This is a genomic window from Falsirhodobacter sp. 1013 (assembly GCF_051195255.1).
Classification (GTDB): domain Bacteria; phylum Pseudomonadota; class Alphaproteobacteria; order Rhodobacterales; family Rhodobacteraceae; genus Falsirhodobacter.
On sequence record NZ_JBNJLK010000001.1, the window covers coordinates 551,821 to 571,939 of the forward strand.

General features: G+C 64.3%; 16 protein-coding genes. 11 read left to right on the forward strand and 5 right to left on the reverse strand.

Annotated features, from left to right (window positions below; translation table 11 throughout):
- Positions 1-87 precede the first annotated feature (87 nt).
- Positions 88-573, forward strand: coding sequence for an NUDIX hydrolase (locus ACSHZY_RS02855; RefSeq protein WP_435165107.1), 486 nt, complete (start codon positions 88-90; stop codon positions 571-573).
- On the opposite strand, the gene ACSHZY_RS02860 is transcribed toward ACSHZY_RS02855, so the two are convergent.
- The gene (locus tag ACSHZY_RS02860) at positions 556-891 is read right to left on the reverse strand and encodes a hypothetical protein (protein WP_435165110.1); all 336 of its coding nucleotides are present in this window, start codon (positions 889-891) and stop codon (positions 556-558) included. The two genes, ACSHZY_RS02855 and ACSHZY_RS02860, sit on opposite strands and share 18 nt — an antisense overlap.
- A 40-nt stretch (positions 892-931) precedes the next feature.
- Here ACSHZY_RS02860 and ACSHZY_RS02865 point away from each other — a divergent pair, with 40 nt between their 5' ends.
- Positions 932-1,669: a hypothetical protein gene (locus ACSHZY_RS02865; protein WP_435165113.1), complete on the forward strand. Its 738-nt coding sequence runs from the start codon at positions 932-934 to the stop codon at positions 1,667-1,669.
- A gap of 64 nt (positions 1,670-1,733) precedes the next feature.
- Here ACSHZY_RS02865 and galE read toward each other — a convergent pair whose 3' ends face one another.
- Positions 1,734-2,720 (reverse strand): UDP-glucose 4-epimerase GalE, encoded by a 987-nt coding sequence (gene galE / locus ACSHZY_RS02870; protein ID WP_435165116.1) that lies wholly within the window; start codon positions 2,718-2,720, stop codon positions 1,734-1,736.
- Between the two features lie 148 nt (positions 2,721-2,868).
- On the opposite strand from galE, the gene ACSHZY_RS02875 reads away from it, so the two are divergent.
- Positions 2,869-3,639 (forward strand): Stf0 family sulfotransferase, encoded by a 771-nt coding sequence (locus ACSHZY_RS02875; RefSeq protein WP_435165460.1) that lies wholly within the window; start codon positions 2,869-2,871, stop codon positions 3,637-3,639.
- A gap of 20 nt (positions 3,640-3,659) precedes the next feature.
- Here ACSHZY_RS02875 and ACSHZY_RS02880 read toward each other — a convergent pair whose 3' ends face one another.
- The gene (locus ACSHZY_RS02880; RefSeq protein WP_435165119.1) at positions 3,660-4,316 is read right to left on the reverse strand and encodes an ABC transporter ATP-binding protein; all 657 of its coding nucleotides are present in this window, start codon (positions 4,314-4,316) and stop codon (positions 3,660-3,662) included.
- Between the two features lie 5 nt (positions 4,317-4,321).
- Positions 4,322-5,413 (reverse strand): hypothetical protein, encoded by a 1,092-nt coding sequence (locus ACSHZY_RS02885; protein WP_435165122.1) that lies wholly within the window; start codon positions 5,411-5,413, stop codon positions 4,322-4,324.
- 251 nt (positions 5,414-5,664) lie between these two features.
- Here ACSHZY_RS02885 and ACSHZY_RS02890 point away from each other — a divergent pair, with 251 nt between their 5' ends.
- The 5 genes from ACSHZY_RS02890 (at position 5,665) to ACSHZY_RS02910 (ending at position 13,135) form a co-directional block, all read left to right on the forward strand.
- Positions 5,665-6,486 carry an ABC transporter permease gene (locus tag ACSHZY_RS02890; RefSeq protein WP_435165125.1) on the forward strand — a complete coding sequence of 274 codons (822 nt, stop codon included), beginning with the start codon at positions 5,665-5,667 and terminating at the stop codon, positions 6,484-6,486.
- A complete protein-coding gene (locus ACSHZY_RS02895; protein ID WP_435165128.1) occupies positions 6,483-7,388 on the forward strand; it encodes a glycosyltransferase in 906 nt (301 codons plus the stop codon). The genes ACSHZY_RS02890 and ACSHZY_RS02895 overlap by 4 nt, the downstream gene beginning before the upstream one ends.
- Before the next feature lie 87 nt (positions 7,389-7,475).
- A complete protein-coding gene (locus ACSHZY_RS02900) occupies positions 7,476-8,504 on the forward strand; it encodes a DUF2793 domain-containing protein (RefSeq protein WP_435165131.1) in 1,029 nt (342 codons plus the stop codon).
- A 95-nt stretch (positions 8,505-8,599) separates the two neighbouring features.
- Positions 8,600-11,935 (forward strand): hypothetical protein, encoded by a 3,336-nt coding sequence (locus ACSHZY_RS02905; protein WP_435165134.1) that lies wholly within the window; start codon positions 8,600-8,602, stop codon positions 11,933-11,935.
- 309 nt (positions 11,936-12,244) lie between these two features.
- Entirely contained in the window at positions 12,245-13,135 is an 891-nt protein-coding gene (locus tag ACSHZY_RS02910; protein WP_435165137.1) for a hypothetical protein, read from the forward strand.
- A 4-nt stretch (positions 13,136-13,139) separates the two neighbouring features.
- On the opposite strand, the gene ACSHZY_RS02915 is transcribed toward ACSHZY_RS02910, so the two are convergent.
- Entirely contained in the window at positions 13,140-14,216 is a 1,077-nt protein-coding gene (locus ACSHZY_RS02915) for a GSCFA domain-containing protein (RefSeq protein ID WP_435165140.1), read from the reverse strand.
- Between the two features lie 183 nt (positions 14,217-14,399).
- On the opposite strand from ACSHZY_RS02915, the gene ACSHZY_RS02920 reads away from it, so the two are divergent.
- Genes ACSHZY_RS02920 through ACSHZY_RS02930 form a run of 3 tightly spaced genes read left to right on the forward strand, consistent with a single transcriptional unit; the run spans position 14,400 to position 20,075 of the window.
- Positions 14,400-15,140, forward strand: coding sequence for a sulfotransferase family protein (locus ACSHZY_RS02920; protein WP_435165143.1), 741 nt, complete (start codon positions 14,400-14,402; stop codon positions 15,138-15,140).
- On the forward strand, positions 15,137-18,688 hold the full coding sequence (locus ACSHZY_RS02925; RefSeq protein ID WP_435165146.1) for a glycosyltransferase family 2 protein: 3,552 nt from the start codon (positions 15,137-15,139) through the stop codon (positions 18,686-18,688). The genes ACSHZY_RS02920 and ACSHZY_RS02925 overlap by 4 nt, the downstream gene beginning before the upstream one ends.
- Entirely contained in the window at positions 18,681-20,075 is a 1,395-nt protein-coding gene (locus tag ACSHZY_RS02930) for a CgeB family protein (protein ID WP_435165149.1), read from the forward strand. The genes ACSHZY_RS02925 and ACSHZY_RS02930 overlap by 8 nt, the downstream gene beginning before the upstream one ends.
- The last annotated feature ends 44 nt before the right edge of the window (positions 20,076-20,119 follow it).

Consider the following 20,119-nt stretch of genomic DNA (forward strand, 5'->3'; position numbering starts at 1 on the left):
TTCCTTGGGGCAGGCGCCTTGGCATATCGTAGGCCAAGGCAATACCGCGTCCATATAGGGACGGCAACCGAAGGACCCAAGGGCATCATGATCCGGCGATATGGCGAGGCGTTGAAGGCAGGGCAAAGGTATCGTCGACGGGTGGGCGTCTATGCCGTCTGCCTGCGGGGCGGGCAGATCCTGACCACCCTGCAGGAGGCGCCCACCCCCGAGATCCAGCTGCCGGGCGGCGGGATCGACCCGGGCGAACACCCCGTGGCCGCCCTGCACCGCGAGGTGATGGAGGAAACCGGCTGGCGCATCGCGATCGGGCCGCGTCTGGGCGTCTATCGCCGCTTCACCTTCATGCCCGAATACGACAAGTGGGCCGAAAAGGTCTGCCTGATCCACCTGGCCCGCCCCACCCTGCGCATCGGCCCGCCGACCGAGGCGGGCCATCACGCCGTCTGGATGCCCGTGGCGGAAGCGCTGGAGGCGTTGACCAGCGAGGGCGACCGGGCGATGCTGGGGGTGGCGACTCGCAATCACCACGTCCGGCACCACCCCGACGTCCGTTCACCGTGTTCCCGATGAAAGAAACAAGATGACCTGATCGCATTCAAAGCCGCAGATCTTTTTGCCCGCAATGCGGGTCTTTGCAATTCCAATCACCTGCGTATCACCAACAACGATAACGACTACCAGGTACATACCGGGGCGGTCGCCGTGCCGACCATATACCGTGGCGGCACCAATATCTGGTGGCGGCGTCGAAGCCAGGGCATCTATTCCTATACGCTTGAAAGGATCACGGACTTCAACGATCTGTGTGGCAACGATCGGCGCGGCGACTGCACCATCTGGTGGCCCACCGAAGAGACGGATGCCCTTGCACGCCAGCCGAAGGCGCATCTTGCAAAGGCGATATACGGCGGCACACTATACGCACCTCATGCTGGGCAGCCTGAGCCGGACCTATCCCGCCCGTGCGCGGCCCAAACTGTCCGATCAACCCATCGTTTTCCACATGCCCGAACTGGAGGAATTGCGCGAGCCCGTTGCGGTGGGATATATCCGCCAGTTCTTCGACGTGCTGGGCGTGAACCAGAACAGGCTGCACTTCCTGACCGTTCCGATGGAAATCGATGAACTGACAGTGTTCGGCTCGCAATTCATGGATCGCATTTTCTGCGATACCAATCTGTCGCGCAATATGCAGGCGGCGGTGCTTGCGCCTTCCGCACCCGCCGGGGCACCCGCCGCGGGGCATGCCTTCGTCAGCCGAAGCCTGCTTGAAGGCGGCACGAACGACTTTGTTTCGGACAGAAACCTTGACGACATCGCGCGCGATCTTGGCTTCGATGTCATCCACCCCGAAACGATGACCCTGCGCGATCAGATATCTGTGTTCGACCGATACCTGTCTGTCAGCGGGTTTCAGTCATCGTTCTTCCACCTTAAGGGATTTTGCAGGAATGCGGGCCGGGTGAACATCCTTGTTCCCGAGGAAAAGCGCACGTTCAGCATCAACTTCCTGAAGATTGATATCGCTTGCGGTTTTGACGATCGGTACCATCTGGTAAACGCACAGAGGGCCGAGACACCGAGAGTGAAGTTTCAGCAAACCCTGAAGATCGACCGTGCGGACCTCGTGGATACCCTTGTCCGGATCAAGCAGGCCCACTCCTGATGATCGGGGCGCAGGGAACTTCACCCCCCTCCTGCGCCACCACGGATCCGGGAACGATGTCAGGTCAGCGCGCGAACGCCTCCGCCTGCGCCCAGCGCCAGGCGTCGCCGATCATGTCGCGCAGGTTCGACCGCTTCGGCTGCCAGCCCAGATCGCGGATGGCGGCCTCCGATCCTGAGACCAGCGTCACCGCGTCGCCGGGGCGGCGGTCGCCATAGACCATCGGCACTTCCTGGTTCGTGACGGCGCGCGATGCCTCGATCACCTCGCGGACCGAGAAGCCGTTGCCGGTGCCCAGGCAGAAGACGCGGCTTTCATTCCCGCCCAGAAGCCATTTCAGTCCCAGCACATGCGCGTCCACCAGATCCATCACGTGGACGTAGTCACGCACGCAGGTGCCGTCGCGCGTGGGATAGTCCGTTCCAAACACCGTCAGCGCCGGACGCTTGCCGGCGACAGCGTCCAGCATCAGCGGGATCAGGTGGGTTTCAGGGGTGTGCTGCTCGCCCACCTCGGCCTCGGGATCGGCGCCCGCCACGTTGAAATAACGGAAGATCACGTGGTTCAGGTCATGCGCGGCGCCGAAGTTGCGGACCATCTCCTCGATCGCGAGCTTGGACCCACCATAGGCATTGATCGGGCGCTGGGGGGTGGATTCGTCCAGAAGGACGCCGTCCTGATCGCCATAGGTCGCGCAGGTCGACGAGAAGACGAAGTTGCGGATGCCCGCGGCCACCGTCGCCTCCAGCAGGTTCAGCGCGCCGTTCACGTTGACCCGCCAGTAGGTCGCCGGGTCCTTCATAGACTCGCCCACCAGCGACAGCGCGGCGAAATGCATGACCGCAACGGGCTGGTATTGCTCCAGCGCCGCGTCGATGTCGGCGCGGTTCATCAGGTCGCCCTTGAACAGCGGACCGAACTTCACGGCCTGTTCCCAGCCGGTGGAGATGTTGTCGAAGGTGACGGGCGTGAACCCCGCCAATTTCAGCACCTTGCAGGCATGTGCGCCGATATAGCCTGCGCCGCCGGTGACCAGAACGTTATGTGCCATTGTCTCACGATCCTGACTTCTTTGAGGGGACCCTAGCCAAGCCTCCACAGCTTGACCAGTGGACACGGATCACGGCTTGGTTTGACCTTTCACCCCGGTCGCCGCATATGTCTGCCCGGACATGGAGGAGGAGCGCAGCTTGGACATCGTGAAGTTCCTGGCCCAAGGCGGTGTGCACGAGGTGGAAATCCGTCGCCACTTCCGGGGCCGCGTCGCCTATCAGGGGACCGGCCCGGTATTTGACCATCCGCTTTACCTTCTGGCCTTCTCCAACCGCAGCGGCTCGAACCTGCTCGCCGACTATCTGCGCACCACCCCCATCTTCTCGGGGTTCTACGAGCAGTTGAACTATTCCACTGTCTTTCAGCAGGCCGAGCGGTGGAACGCCACGACCTTCCCCGACTTCATTCGTCAAAGCGCCGAGGTTCTGTCGGAACCTGGCAAGATGCACGGGTTCAAGGCGTCGTGGGACCAGATCCTCATGCTGCACCGCTTCCGAATCCCGGCGATGTATCAGGGGGTGCGCGTCATCCATATCACGCGTGAGGATCTGCTGGGGCAGGCCATTTCGTACCATATCGCCCACCAGACGAAGCGCTGGACCAGCGAACAGACCGGCCTGGATGTGGAACCCGTCTTCAACTTCGCGCAGATCGACCATCTGATCAGCGCCACGCAGATGTCCGCCAATGCGATTCAGGCGCTTTGCACCATCTTCGGCCTTCCCCGGATGCACCTGACCTATGAGGATCTGGTTCGGCGGCCACGTCGGGCCGTGCTGCGCGTCGGCACCTTCGCAGGGGCGGACCTGTCCGACTGGAAGCTGCGCAAGCCCGCAATCGAGCGGCAGGCCGACGCCCTGAACGACATGTTCCGTGCGCGCTTCGAGTCCGAGGCGCGGGCTGCCCTGCTGCGCTGAGACGCTGCCCGTCCGTCTGGTCAGACCTCCATGTTGCGTTCGTGCCGGGCGATGCCCTCGTCCAGATCCTCATACCAAGTCAGACGGCCGTTCTCCAGAACGGCGGCCGAACTGCATATCTTTCGCACCATCGACATCGAGTGGCTGACCATGATCGCCGCCGAACGGTTCAGGCGTTCCTTCAGGTAGGCGCTGCTCTTGGCCTTGAATGACGCGTCCCCCACCGAGGTAACCTCGTCGATCAGATAGGTGTCGAACGGGATGCCCATGGAAACGCCGAACGCCAGCCGTGACCGCATCCCCGAGGAATAGGTGCGGAACGGAAGATGAAAATGCTTCCCGAGTTCAGCGAAGTCTTCCACGAACTGGATCAGCCCCACGGTATCTACCCCATAGATCCGCGCCACGAACCGGACATTCTGCGCGCCCGTCAGTTCGGGATGGAAGGATCCCGCAAACCCGACGGGCCAGGAAATGGTGCCGCTGGACAGGATGCGCCCGCCTGTCGGCTCCACCGTGCCGGAGATCATCTGAAGCAGGGTGGATTTCCCTGCCCCGTTTCGCCCCAGAAGGGCCACGGCGCGGCGCGACGGGAACGTGACGCTGATATTGTCGGCGACGGTTTTTCGCTGCCCTTGCAGGATGAACGTCTTGCTCAGGTTCTCAAGTCGGATCATGGACCCTATTTCCGGTCCTTCAGGCTGTATCCCACGAGGACGACCACGGCCCAGACAAGGATGAGGAACAGCGTCATCAGGATGAAAATCTTGCCACGCTGCGGGAAAAGCGACTGTTCCGCCAGCGTCGGCTGCACGTGCGCCGCCAGATAACGGCTCTGGCGACCAGCTTCGGCGCGGGCCGCGTTGAAGGCGGCCAGCGCCGCCGTGTAGGTCTGCTCCGCGAATTCGCGATCCACGCTCAGCTTCTCGTATTCTCCTACGAGGTTCGCGAAGGCCGACGCGCTTCCGCCCTCGGCCGTGCCTGACAGGCCAACCTTGTTGCGCTCTTCGGAGATGCGCTGGTTGATCACCTCGATCCGCCGCTGCGCCTGCTGGATGCGAACGTCGTCGTCCCGCGTGGTCTGACGCAGCATGTCCATCTCCACCATGGCGGTGGCCAGTTGCGCCTGCAGCGTATTGACGATGCCCATCTGACCCATGGTGTCCACGGAAGGGTCGATGATCTGGTTGGTGTTGCGGAAGATGTTCACCGCCGTCCGTGCGGCCCGCAGGTCCTCGGTGGCCGTGTTCAGATCCTCGCGCGCGTAGCGGATCGCATCCTCGCGCGCGATGTCGGACAGCTTGTTGATGATCTCCGTTCCTTCGCCGAAGATCGCCTGCGTGATGTTCTTCGCGTCCTGGGGATCGAACGCCAGGACACGCACGCTGAGGATGTTGGTCCGGTTGTCCAGCGTAACCCGCACCATGTCGTTCCAGTACCGGGAAAGATCCTCGATCGTGCCGTGCTTGCCGAAACCGAAGACAGGGTCGAAACGGGGCTTCGACCAGATTGCGCGCAGATCGACCTTGCGATCCACCTTCGCCACCAGATCCTGACTGTTGAAGTAGTTGTACAGGACTTCGGGGTCCGAGGCGGTGCTGGTGGCCCCGCTCAGCATGCTCAGACCGCCGAGCATGTCCGAAGGAGACGTCTGGCTTTCGCTGCGCACCATGAACGAGACGCTGGAGGCGTACTGATCCTTTGCGAAGACCCACAGATACAGCGCTGCGAGCAGGGCCGGGATTACGACGGCGGCAAGGAAACTTCCCAGCACGAACCGGTGCCGCCGAAGCAATTGCGCCCCGGGAACGGCCGGTCGCACCACGATAGCCGGTGCATCTTCCGCACCCCGTTCCGCGCCGGGAGCCACAAGGGCCGGGCGCCGCTTGCGGCGGGGTGGGGCAACTTCGGAAGCGGGCAGTGTGTCGGGTATGGGCAAGCGACCTCCGAGGACCGGATTGAACCTTCAGAACAGCTTGTACATACTGTGCCCTTGAAATTCCAGCGGTCGCAGAGGCAAGTCCCATGTCCGGAACCAGCACGCCCCCGCCCGAGGTTCTGCGTTCAATCCACGCGTCCCACAGATTCGGCACCGCCCGCGCGGTCGGAGCGCTTGTCCTGAGGGAGATGGCCACGACGTATGGCCGGTCGCCCGGCGGATACATCTGGGCGATCCTGGAACCGCTTGCGGGCATCACGGTGATGACCTTCGTCTTCTCGCTGATGCTGCGGACGCCGCCTTTGGGGATCAACTTCCCGATCTTCTATGCTACGGGCATGCTGCCCTTCACGATGTACATCCACATCACGCAGCGCGTGCAGACAGCCATCAACTACTCGCGACCGCTTCTTGCCTACCCGACCGTGACCTTCCTCGACGCGATCCTGGCGCGGTTCCTGCTGGCGCTCGTGACAAAGCTTCTCGTGTCCTACATCCTGTTCGCGGGCATCTGCACACTGTTCGAGACCCGAACCGTTCTGGACCTTTCTGCAATCGCGTTGGGCTTCACGATGCTGGCGGTGCTGGCGCTGGGCATCGGCACGTTGAATTGCGTTCTTGTCAGCATCATCCCGCTGTGGGATCGCCTCTGGGGGATCGCGATGGCCCCGCTGATGATCCTGTCCTGCGTGTTCTACACCTTCGACATGGTTCCGGCGTCGGCGCAGACATACCTGTGGTTCAACCCGATGCTGCACGTGATCGGACAGATACGCTCCGGCTTCTATCCGGGCTATGACGCAAGCTATGTCAGCCCCACCTACGTGTTCCTCTGCGGGCTGGTTCCAATGGTTCTCGGGTTGATCTTCCTGCGACGCTGGCACCGTCTCATCCTCAGCCGCGGATGATCACGGTCCTGCTCGCGGCCTTCAATGGCGCACGTCACCTTCCTGAACAGCTGTCCTCCATCGCCGCGCAAGAGGGGGTGGGGTGGCGGCTGTGGGTGTCCGACGACGGTTCGACCGACGCGACTCGTGCCGTTGTGAAGGATTTCGCCGTCCGTCACCCGGACCGGCAAATCCGGCTGATGGACGGCCCTCGCCAGGGATCGGCCGCGAACTTCCTGTCCCTGTTGCATCATCCCGACCTGCCTCCCGGTCCGGTCGCCTTCAGCGATCAGGACGATGTCTGGCTGCCGGACCGGCTGCGGCGCGCGCTGACGGACATCGGCGACATGCCACATCCGACCCTTTATGCCAGCACGACGTTGGTCTGCGGACCGGAACTGGAACATCCCCGCCTGTCCCGATCGCGTGGCATGCCTGCCTTCGAGAACGCGCTGGTGCAAAACATCATGGCCGGAAACACGATGGTTCTGAACGCCGAGGCGGTGGCATGCCTGCGGGCCCTGTCCCCAGCGTCGCCAGTGCCGTTTCACGACTGGTGGATCTATCTGGCATTGGCGGCCCTTCGGGCTCACATGATTTCCGATCCACGGCCAAGCCTGCTTTATCGCCAGCATGGCGGGAACGAACTCGGCGACGCAGCCCGCAGCCACGCCTTCCTGCGCCGGTTGAAGCTGTCCCGGCAGGGACACTATGCGAGTTGGATCCGGGCGAATGTCGACGCGCTCCTGCCCCACGCCCACAAGCTGGACCCGGACCGGCGTGACATGCTGAAAGCGTTCGGGGCCGAACTGGGAACAGGCGGGCCCGCCCGTGTCCGGCGCCTGATGCGGATGGGAATCCGGCGCGATCGGCGACGACAGACGGCACTGCTTTATGCGGCCGCGCTGGCAGGGCGCGTCTAGGCTGTTGCGGCCCTGCGCGCGCAGCTCAAAGCCTGGTTTAACCGGACGAAACTAGGGTTCGGAGCGCACCTGTCATAGGAATCCCCCATGTCCGATCTTTCGCTGCTTCTTTCCCTTCCCCTAATGCAGGCGGCCCAAGCCCAGAAGCATATCACGCACAACGAGGCGCTGCGCCTTCTGGACATGATCGTGCAACTGAGCGTCACGAGCCGCACCCTGACCTCTCCACCGGAACGGCCGCAGGCGGGGAATCGCTATATCATCGCCAACGGGGCCACCGGCGGCTGGGCGGGGCACGATCAGCATCTGGCGGTCCATGACGGTACCGCCTGGGTCTTCGTGACCCCCCTGCCCGGCTGGCGCGCCTTCGTGCAGGAGGAGGGGCAGACCGTCACCTTCGCCAACAACGCCTGGACGAATCCTCAAGCCGCCACCCTGGGTGTGAACACGGGGGCCGATACGCTCAACCGCCTGTCGGTGCGTTCGGCAGCCACGCTGCTGACCCATGAAGGCACGGACCACCGCCTGAAGGTCAACAAGGCCGCCTCCGGCAACACCGCCAGCCTTCTGTTCCAATCCAACTGGTCGGGACGGGCCGAAATGGGGCTGATGGGCAACGACGCCTTCGCCATCAAGGTGAGCCCCGACGGCGGCACCTTCCAGACCGCGCTGGAGGCGGCGAACGACGGCACCGTCCGCGTGCCGCAGGCCCTGCAGATCCGCGGGTACGGCGCCTATCATGCCGGCAACATCCTTGGCACGGTCGCCTTGTCCGGCGGCACGCCGACCGGCGCCGTGATACAGACGACTGAGGCGACAGACAGCCGCACCGTGCGCTTTGCGGACGGCACGCAGATCTGCACCCGCCTTTGCGCGGTGGACGTGGCGCGAAGCGATGCGCAGACCTTTGCCCTTCCCGCCACCTTTATCGGCACGAACATCGCCGTAACGCTGTCGCACCCCGCCGCAACCGCCCATGCCCGCCTGGCCTTGGGCAACATCGCGGCGCTGGGGGCGGCAAACGGCGCCTTCTTCCTGCGCCTTCTGCAAACCGGCACCTCTGTCAGCGCCGCGGCCGAAAAGGTGATCCTTACGGCCACCGGCCGCTGGGCCTGATCGCGACAATTGGGGCAATGTGACACAATGCTGCCTTGATGTGACAAGACACCTTTAAACTCTGGCCCTGCTTATTCCCCGAAAGGAGGATGAACATGGCCAGCCTGACCTACTCCCTGACCTTCACCGGAAGCCGCACCTCGCTGCTGACCGGAATCACGGATCTGGTTCTGGCTCAAAGCGGCGACACCACGGTGCTTTACGCCGCATCGGCCGTAGGGTCAGGCCTCTCGGCCTTCGCGCTTTCGGACAGTGGCCTCAGCACATTGTGGCAAGGTGTCATCCGCGGCACACCGGCCGTGGGCCAGTCCCCGGAACTGGCGGTTGCCGGAGGCCAGGTGGTCGTGACGGGCTATCGGGGCGACTCCCTCCCGACCTATGCGGTGTCGGGCAACGGGTCGTTGAAGGCCGTGGACGATCTCGAAACGGGCATGGCCGTGGGGGATGCGCTGGCCGTAACCGTGGGGGCCGAGACCTTTCTTTACGCCACAAGTGCCACGGAAAACGAAATCACCACCTTTGCCTGGGGCGGTGGCCCGGCATTGTCCACGACACCCACGACGGGTGCGGGCGCATTGCGCGGGGGTGCCGCCGCCACGACCGGTGACATGCTGTCGGTCGAGGTGGACGGAAACACCTATCTTGTCACCACCGACATGACCGATGGGCGGGTGTACACGTGGAAGGTGAACTCGGACGGGTCGCTGAAACCCGGGGGGTCCATCGGGGCGACGGAAGGTCTGGGATTGGCCACCCCCGATAGCCTTGCCCTGGCCACGCTGGGGGGGCGAACGTTCCTGATCGTGGGATCCAGCGGCTCCTCGTCCCTGTCCGTGGTAGAGATGGGGGGCGACGGCACCCTGATCCCGCGGGATCAGGTGATCGACGATCTGGGCACCCGCTTTGACAATGTGACCGCGATGACCACGGTGGAAGCCGGGGGCCGCGTCTACGTGCTGGCGGCCGGTGCCGATGACGGCCTCACCCTCATGATGCTTCTTCCCGACGGGACGCTGCGGCATCTGAGCACGCTGGAAGATACGGCAGACCGCCTTCTGTCCGATATTTCCGCATTGTCGGCCGTGGCCGACGGTGACAGGCTCCGCATCTTCGCGGCCAGCGGGTCCGAGCGGGGCCTTGCGGAACTGACGGTGGACCTGAGCAAGGCCGGTCTCAACCTTTATGGCGGCGGCAAGAAGAACGCGCTGACGGGCGGGAACAAGGACGACGTGCTGTGGGGCGATGCTCATCACGACACGTTGTCCGGCGGGGCGGGTGATGACATCCTGATGGACGGCGCCGGCAGGGACCGCCTGACGGGTGGCGCCGGCGCCGATGTCTTCGTGCTGGCCGCCGATGGAGAGCACGATACGATCCTGGATTTCGATCCCGCGCAGGACCGGCTGGACCTGTCGCGCTGGGTCATGATGCACGGTCCCGATCAGCTTGCGGTGGAGGTCCTGAGCAATGGGGCCATCCTCCGCTTTGGGTCCGAAGTGCTGTATGTCTATACGGCCAATGGATCGCCCCTGACCGTTGACGCCATTCGCACCTTGCAGTTGACGGATGCCATGTCGCGGGTTCCGATCATTCCAGCCGAACCTCCCCCACCGCCGACGGTGGGGGGGCCGGGCGACGACACCCTGAAGGGCGGCAAGGAAGACGACACGCTGGAAGGCGGCGGCGGGGCCGACACCCTGATTGGCGGGGGTGGATCGGACTGGGCCAGCTATGCGCGTGCGACCGCCGGCGTCCATGCCAACTTGACCGCGCCGCGCCACAACACGGGCGAAGCGGCAGGCGACGTCTATGACGGGATCCGCAACTTCATCGGATCGGACCATGACGACCGGCTTCAAGGAGACGCCGAGGCCAACATCCTGATGGGCGGCTCGGGCGATGACTTCCTGGTGGGTGCGGCGGGCAACGACCGTCTGGATGGCGATGACGGCGATGACCGTTTTGTGGGAGGGGCCGGGGCCGACACGATGAACGGAGGCGAAGGGCGCGACACGGTGGATTACCGCGATTCAAAGTTCGGGATTACAATAGATCTGGGGCGTCCGGCGAACAACACCGGCATTGCAGCGGGGGACGTCTTCCAGTCGATCGAAGACGTGGCCGGCGGCCGCCGGCGCGACACGATCATTGGGACCGACGCCGCCAACAAACTGGTCGGGGCAGCGGGAGACGACCATCTTGATGGCGGCGCAGGGGATGACACACTGGAAGGAGGCGTGGGCAACGACACCTTCGCGGGCGGCCTCGGCTCGGATCTCATGGATGGGGATGCGGGAAGCGACACTGTGACCTATTCCTCCAGCACGGCGGGCCTTCAGGTCGATCTGATGAACACTGCGCGAAACACCGGCCTTGCGGCGGGCGACCGGCATGTCGCGATCGAAAACCTCATCGGGGGCAAGGGCAGCGACACGCTTTACGGAAACAACGCCGACAACGTGATCCAGGGCGGCGGCGGGCACGATGCCCTCTACGGTCGCCGCGGTGACGACACCCTGACGGGCGGGGCCGGCAACGACACGCTGTCGGGCGACATCGGCGCCGATCACCTGTCCGGTGGTGCCGGACGCGATGCGGCGTCCTATGCCAGTGCCACGGCAAAGGTGCGGGTCGATCTGGCCAATCCCGGCCACAACACCGGCTATGCTGCGGGCGATACCTTCAGCAGCATCGAAGACTTGATCGGCAGCCGCGGAAACGACACGCTTCTGGGCAACGGTGCCGGCAACCGGATCTTCGGCGGCGACGGGAATGACAACCTTCAGGGCCGCAGCGGGAACGACACGATCGACGGGGGACTGGGACATGACCTTCTGGCAGGCGATGACGGAAATGATGTCCTTTACGGTGGGGCCGGCAATGACACCCTGACCGGCGACAAAGGGGCGGACGCCCTGTTCGGGGGGGATGGGGTTGATCTTGCGGATTATCGCTTGGCCCAAGGCGGTCTGCTGGTCGACATGGAGAATCCCGCGCTTAACACCGGATTTGCCACCGGTGACACCTATGCGTCGATCGAGGGTTTGGGGGGCGGATCGGGGCATGACACCCTGTTCGGCGACGAGATGGACAATCTGCTGTCAGGCGCAGCGGGCAACGACCAGCTGAACGGACGCGGGGGCGCGGACCGATTGAGCGGTGGGCGGGGCAACGACACCCTGACCGGTGGCGCGGGAAGCGACACCTTCATCTTCGACTCCGGCAAGGACACGATCACGGATTTCGATCCGGCCATGGATGGCCTGGTCTTTGATCGGGAACTGCTGGACGGCCGCACGCTGTCGCAATTCCTGGCGTCGCAGAAGGTCATCGACGGATCGGTCACGCTTGTCTTCGATGAAGCTCACACCCTGACCCTGAACGGCATCCGCGACGCCGCTGCCCTTTTCGAAGATATTGTCCTGGGCTGACGCGCTTGCCGTGGCGGTCCGGCGGCCCAGATGGGGCTGGGAGCCAAGGACAAACCGATGCGCACCTTCTGTCTTCTTCTTCCGTTCTGCCTTTTCGCGTCCACGGCTGCGCAAGCTGATGAGGCGATTTCGCCGGATCGGCTGCGCAGCTGCGGAACGCAAACCTGGACGGTGTCGGGCCACGTCATTCCAAAGGCGCCCGACACGTGGCACGAAACCTCTGCCTGCCTACGTACATTACGCGATCTTTGGAGCCGGGAAGGCGGTGATCATCCTGTGGCCCTTTCGGAGCCAACGGATGTCGCCACGTTGGCGCGTCGGGAGGTGCTGGCCACCCTGCAAGCCGACACGACCCGCTTTCGCACGCAAGACGGACGGCTGATCCCCTTCAACGACGCCTTCCACCCCGACCTGACACCTCGGACGGGCCTCGTGGCCGCGATCCGCATCAACGACCGGGGCCTGCCCTACAACGCGATGGGCCAAAGCGGGATGGCCTATTTCCTTTATCAGCTTGCCGCCCACGCCGAAAAGGACGGGGATCTGGCGGGGCGGGATGTTTACCGTCGTTTCGCGCGGCTGGCCCTGGCCACCGTCACGACGGACATCAAGGCCGGTGGCCTTGCGTCAACGGTTCGGTGTCGAAATGAGGAGGACTGCACCTGGTTCCATTCCGTCACCCGTCGCGACCGAGAGCCGGAGGAGGGGGCCACACTGAACCAGAACCTTCATGCCATCCGTGACATGGGCCTGATCCAGGACACGGTCAGACGCCTTGGATGGGACGAACCGGATCTGGAGCCTTTCATCACCGCCGGCGTGAACCGGCTGTTCCTTTCGGACACTGCCCCGACCTTGAATAGCTTTGCGGGTCCCTTGCAGCGCCAGGATGGCACATGGGCCTATTACGGCTTCTCCCCCCAAGCCGGCACTGGGTATTTCTTGAAGAAGCCGATCGACAACTGTCACTACCATGTCCATGTTCTTGAACTTCTGGCCACGATCCTGAAGCGCGCCCAGGATCATGGGCTGACCCCGGCCCTGAACGCGGCCCGCAAGGAAGGAGACGTCGCGGCCTTCCGCCGCGCGGTAGAGTCTGCGCTGAACGGCGAGGATACCCCTGCCCAGATCGGATGCGAAGACGATGATGCAGAGGCCATGCATCGGGCCGCGATGGCGCTGGCCAACCTCGATTTCTAGCGGTTCAGCCCTTTTCGCGCTGCAGCGCGATCAGCCGGTTCTTGTAGCGATCAACCTCGCGGCGCAGTTCCGCGAGCAGGGCGGTGGTTTCGTCCGCGGCGACCTCTTCCGTCTCTGCCGGAGGGGAAACGCCGTAGCGGACCAGGAACTCGCGGATGATGCGCCCGACCATGAAGTCGCTGACATGCAGCCGGTCCTCCTGCCAGGCCAGTGCCGGATCGCTGTGCAGCACCGCCTCATAACTGGGGAAGTAATCCACGCCGTCCGTGTCACTGGCAAACCGATGGGCGGCCACGCGCAGCGTCGTCTTCGAGGTGGTGTTCGCCACGATGATGTCATCGTCGGTAAAGGTCCGGCCAAGTGACACTGGCGAGACCGTCAGTAGGATCCGCTGGTTCGGCTTGCCGAACTCGCGCAGGATCGCCACGCATCGCTTCAGCGCGATCATCGTATCCTTGACGGACAGGGTGTGGAACGCGAAACGGCTCTTGTTCCGACCGAGGTATTTGGGGTCGGGCAGGACGTTCAGCGTCAGGTTGGTTTGAAGATCCACCCATGTCTCGATCAGGCCCAGCGTGATGACGACGACATCCGCCTTGAAGATCTGCGCGAAATAGTCCGAGATCTGGCGCCGACGCTCCATCAGCTGGGCGCGGGTCCCCTGACCGGAATTCTGACGCAGATGCGGGTCGTACCAGACATCCTCCTCGGTCAACTGCAGAAGAGCGTCTTCCGGAAAGGCCTCCTTTCCGGAGGCCCATGTCAGTTCCTGCTGGATGGAGACGGGATTGTACTTGTTGAAAATGCCTGATCGGCGGGCCGAAGTGTCGCCCAGATCGATCAGGTCGTGGTTCAGGCTGGTAACGGTCGCACCCGCGTCCTGAAGCCGCTCCTCCACGTTGCGGGCGAAGCACGACCCCACGGTGAAGAAGGTGTCTTCAGGACCGGCAGTGAAGCTCTGCTGCCCCATGGGAATGACAATGCGCTTGCCGATACGGGCGGCGGCGCTGTCTTCGGACCCGACCCAACGGTCGCGCTGGTTGTTTCGGCCGGCCATCAAGGCGCGTTTCGCAGCGATCATGGTCCGCCCTCATGAGTTACCCAAAAGCCATGCTTCGCAAGTTTTGGTCTGCCTATCAAGATACCTAAAATTAGATGGTTGCACCTGCCGGGACACCTCGGGATATTGCGCGCGAAGGATCGCATGCCCATGCGCGGTCGAAGATGATGGTATGGAATGTCTAATCCAAAACAAATCCTTATCGTGACGGGCGTTGCGCGCAGCGGCACGACGGCACTGGCCGAGCTTCTGAACAGCCATCACGGCATCTGCCTGGGGATAGAACGCTTCAAGTTCCAGTTTCTGCGCCGGGAAAACTTCACGCCGAAGCTGTTCGGCAAGGAGCGGTTCTTCGACTTCAAGTCCAGCGACACCAACCTGCGCCCTGACGTGCGTCCGGCCTGGACCGAGACCTATGACCGTATTGCCGTGAAATGGGACACTGCGCGGATCGTCGGAGACAAGGTTCCCGACCTGACGCCGGTCCTGCCCCAGTTCATCGCAAGGAACCCCGGCTTCCGCTACATCTACATCCTGCGCAATCTGAAGGACGTGGCGCTGTCGTGGCAGGCGCGCGCTGACCGCAAGCGCGACCCATGGCCCCAAGCCAAGGATTTCGGCGCGGCATGCGAAAGCTGGGCCCAGCAGAACCGTCAGCTTCTGGATCACCTGGCCACGCCGGACCGGCCCGACAACCTGCTTCTTCTGGATTACGACACCATGTTCGACGATCCCGACCGGACGGAACGGACCCTGCTGGACTTCCTTGGGCTGGAGCGGGATCCGCAGATGCGGGAGACGCTGGATCGGCACGTGGCTTTCGCAGCCACCCGCACGGAAAGGCCCGCAACGGAAGACATGGCAGCCCTGCATGACGCCACCGACCGTACGGCCCATGCCAAACTCTGCCGCATGGCGCAAACCTGGCCGCATGTGCGGCCATGACCATGTCCCGCAACATCCTTCGTTCCCTGAAGTCCACCCTTCAACAGAGCCGTCGGATCGTAGGCCGGGTGGAACGGCTGGAAGGCCGCCGCATCACCGGCTGGGTTCTGGACCGCGCCCAGCCGGACACCCCTCTTGCCCTGCGGCTGGAGATGGACGGGACGGAGATCGCCCGTCGCCTTGCAAACCTGTCGCGGCCCGACGTCGCGGCGTCCGGCCTTGCCCGTGACACCTGCGGCTTCGAGTTCGAGCTGCCGGCCGGATTGCCCGACGGGCAGGCGCACCGATTCGTTGTTCGACTGCCGAACGGGCGTGCGCTGCGGGGCGCGCCCCTTGACATGCCGGCCCGCCTGCGGCCGGATGGGGCCACGGCACCTGCCGCCTTTGCGGCCTCCGGCCTTCTGGGAATGGTGGAACGGATCGGTCCCACCGAGGTGACAGGCTGGATCCTCGATCCCGCCGATGCGGATCGGGCGGTGGATCTTTGCCTGAAGGTGGACGGGCGCGTCCTGCTGAGCGTCAGCGCCGAACTGGACCGGCGCGATGTGGCCGCCGCAGGCCATGCGCGGCTTTCCTCCGGCTTCCGCATCCAGTTGCCGGACATCCTGTTCGACGGCGCGCCCCATCTGATCCAGATCGTGGAGAATGAGACGGGGGCCGTTCTTCCCGGCGGGGAACAGCGCTTTTCAGGCCAATCCGAAGGCGTGGCTTTTCTGAGGGCGGAATCTGCGGCCTTGGCTGGCTGGTTGCGTCCGGGCGGGTCGATCAGCGTCCAGTTCGATGATGCGGCCCCGATTCTGGCCAAGGTCGATGCGCCCGTTCCCGGCCTGGGCGTCGACCAAGGCGGCTTCGAGGTTCCGATACCCGCCCCGCTGCTGGACGGGAACTGGCACAAGGCCATCGTCCGGCATCCCGCCACGGGACGTCCGCTGGACGGAAGCCCGATCTCGTTCCGGCTGTCCGCCACCGGACGGCCGGTCCTGCGCAACGCGCGCATGATCGGCCGTAGGTTCCAAGCCACGGTGACCGACGCCATGGGTCAACCGCTGCATCTGCGTTTCGGGATCGAAGTGGATGGCCAGCCCCTTCCCCCCGTCACATCCAACGGCACCCGCGTATCCGCGATGTCGGGCGAGCGGCGCGCGCAGAACGTGCTGTCCTTCGCCATTCCCCCCGAGGCCCGCCAGCTGGTGCTTCGCAACGATGAAGATGGAGGCAAGATCCTCGGCCGATGGTCGGTGGCGCAGAACCGCCTTTGGCCGGCCGATGAAGCGACGCGGATCGAAGATGAGATCTCAGGCCGCACTCTGGACGACCCGGGCCTACTGGCAGGGGCGCGCGAAGCGTTCGACCGGCTGCTTCGTGGAGAAGCGGATGACGAGTGGTTCGACCTGCTCTGGTACGGGCTGACCTGGCACGGGCGCACCGACATGACGCGCGCCGAAGCCGTTGCCGCATATGCGGAGGGCGCGCGGACGGGCCAGTCCCCCTCGGCCTTCTTCGACGAACAGGGTGCGCGGCGGTTGTATCCCGCTGTCGCCGCACTTGTCGACAAAGGTGAACTGCCCTGCGTCTTCGCCTTGTACCTGCATCTTGGGGGCGGCCTGTCCCTCAACCCGCTCGGGGCGCTGGACCTGCAGCCCCTGATGATGCGGACGGGTGCAAGCGGCGTTCCGGTTCAGCCCTTGGCCACCCTGCGCGACACCGGTCTGTCCGGCGATCAGGGGCCGATCCTTGCCACCGCGCCCGCGGTGTTCGAGGCCCCGCTTCCGCCCCTGTCGGCCAAGCGCACGGCCGCCGAATGCGTCTTCAGCGCTTGGATGTCGCGGTTGGCCATAGAGCCGGCCCTGCGCGACACGCTGGGCCGGGACGAGGAGGCGGCCCGCGATGTCATCCGGCGGACCCGGCTGCAGACGCGTCCCCTGATCAGCATCATCATGCCGACCTTCAACCGTGCCCACACGATCGGCGACGCCATCCAAAGCGTTCTGGATCAGACCTATGACAATTTCGAACTGCTGGTCTGCGACGACGCCAGCGAGGACAAGACGGCCGAGGTCATCAAGCAGTTCGACGACCCGCGGGTGCGCTACATGCAGTTCGCCAAGTCGAACGGGGCCGGCACGCGCAACAAGGGCCTGCGCTTTGCCCGTGGCGAGATCATCACCTATCTGGACAGTGACAATCTCTGGAACCCGCACTTCCTGGACGTGATGCTGCGGTCGTTGCTGGCAAGGCCCGGCGTGTCGCTTGTCTACTGCGCCTATCTTGATACCGAGATGGTGGGCGCGCGCGTCAAGCTGGCGGCGATTTCCCGTCCACCCTTTAACCCGATCGGACTGTCGTCGAAGAACTTCATGGACCTGAACACGATCATGCATCGTCGGCACGTCTATGACTGGCTGGGTGGCTTCGACGCCACGCTGCCGCGTCTTCAGGACTGGGACCTGATGCTGCGTTACACCTCCGTGTTCCGCCCTGATTTCGTGGATCATTGCCTTGTCTATTACCGTCGGAACGTTGCTTGGGGACAGGTGACGCACCTGTTCCAGAACTCGGGCGCCCAGAACTTCGTGAACCGCAAGACGCAGGCGCGTCTGGAGCAGGCCCATGTGGAACTGCCGATCGACTGGAGCACGCGCCACAAGCTTCGGGTGCTTGCACCGGTCGGCGGTGGCCCCGCCCTTCTGGCACAGTCTTTCGCGGATCTGGCTCACCGCTTCGTGGACATCGACATGCCCACTCCGCCGCCTGCCGACGTGCCCGATGCGCTGTCCCGCTTCGGCTTTGCGGCGGCCTTGCAGGGCGATACCGACACGACCCTCTGCATCGGCTACTCGACCGAGGCGCTGCGGGCGCTTGGGGAAGCCCTGCCCGCCGCCGACATCCTTGCGCTGGACATAGAGGATGGCGGGATCGTGATGCGCGATCTTCGGCGCCCGGAACGGGCCTGGCATCTGGGGACGCTGCCTTTGCCCTCTCTGGCCGGAATGCAGCGTGGGGCGCCGGTGGTGACGATCCTTCCGGGCCCGGAGGATCGCCACCGGCCAACCTCCATAGGCGCCGCCGCGCGCGAACATGGCCTGACGTTCATGATCCCGCCGGAAGGTCTGGCCGAAGGTGACTGGGTGGTGCTGCACGCGACAGGCCAAGCCGAACGGCTGTCCTTCGACCGCGGCCTGCAGATGTCGCTGGCCCAAAGCCGGGTCGTGGCCTGTGTACCCGCGCTGGAACAGCTGACACCTGGCGAATTTGCCCTGGTGGCACATTTTCAGGGGTGCGGCGTGCCCGCGGCCCTGTCGCCTTCGCCACTGGGCGACCAGTGGTTGTCGTCCCGCTGCGCCTATCCTTTGGCGGGGGTCACGCCTGACTGGATCGCGGAAAAGCTGGCCAAACTGCTTCGGGCGCCAGAGCATGCACGCCTGTCCGCAGCTGCCCTGACGGCGTGGCAGATCACCCATCATCCGGAACTGACGCAGGAACGTCTGGCCGTCGCCCTTCATGCCATCCTGCACGCGTCCTCCGCGACCGAGATCACGCATGTCTGAGGGCAGTCCCCGCATTCTTCCCATCGTGCATCGCGGGATTGTCCTGATCCAGGATGCGCCGCCCGGACTTTCGGTTCGTCTCGACGAAACCCCCCTGCCCGGAGACGGAAGCCAGCGCATCATCACCCCCCCCGACACGGCCTTCACGCTGCAAGGCGGACCCTCCAAGGTCTGCATCCGCCCCGGCGGCTGGACCGGGCGGATCACCGGGCAGAAAGGCCGCCTCGTCACGGGGGTGGCGGCGGATCTGGCCGATCCGGCGGCGGATGTGGCCGTCATCGCCTTTTCAGGAGCGCGCATCCTGGCTTTCGCCACCGCCCGCGCCGTGGAAGGCGGCCGCTTTCTTCTGGTCCTGCCCGAGGATGCGGAGACGGGGCCCCGGCGCGTACTGCATCTGGGCATCGTCGGTTCGGACCATCTTCTGGATGACGGGACGCTGGCCATTGGTCGGGCACGCGAGGGCGCTGCGCCCCGCAAACCGGCACATACAGGGCGGACGATCCGCATCAAGATCGCCTGCCCGAACCTGAAGGAAGCCCCTGCCTGGGGGGATTATCACTTCGCGCGTTCCCTCCAGACATCGCTGGAGCGACTTGGGCACCGCGTCATGGTGGACACGCATGACGCCTGGTATGCCCGCCGCGAGGACGAGGACGTCGCGATCGTCCTGCGCGGGCGGGCCCGCTACAAGGTGCAGCCGGACAAGATCAACCTCCTGTGGCTGATCTCGCATCCCGACCGGCTGACCCCCGACGAATATGCCGATTATGATCACGTGGCGGTCGCGTCCGACATCTATGCCGCCACCCTTCGGCAAAACGGCGTGACCAATGTCGGGACGCTGCATCAGGCCACGGATGCGGCACTGTTCCGCGCCGAGCTGACGCTGCCACGCCAGAAAAGCTGCCTGTTCGTCGGAAACTCCCGTCGCGAATACCGCACGATGGTCCGCTGGTGCATCCAGCGCGGCGTGCCGCTGGACCTGTATGGCGGCGGATGGGACGGAGTCATCGATCCTGCGATGCTGCGGGCGCCGTCCATCGCGAATGCCGACTTGCCGCGCTTCTACGCCTCGCATCAGATCCTGCTGAACGACCATTGGGACAGCATGCGCGATCACGGCTTCCTGTCGAACCGGCTGTTCGACGGCAGCGCCACCGGCACGCCCATCATCACCGACGCCATCGCCGGCATTGCCGAGGTGTTTGGCGACACGATCCCGACCGCCGCCGACATTGACACCTTTGCGGGTCTTGTCGAGGACGCGCTGGCACGTCCTGAAAGCTGGCTGGAACGCGCCGCCGAAGCGCGACGCATCGTGCATGGCGCGCACACGTTCGACCACCGTGCGGCCACCCTCTCGGACCTGATCGAGAGGCTTAGCTAATCCCGGCACGCCTCAAGGGCGCGTCACTCTGACAACGGATGCGA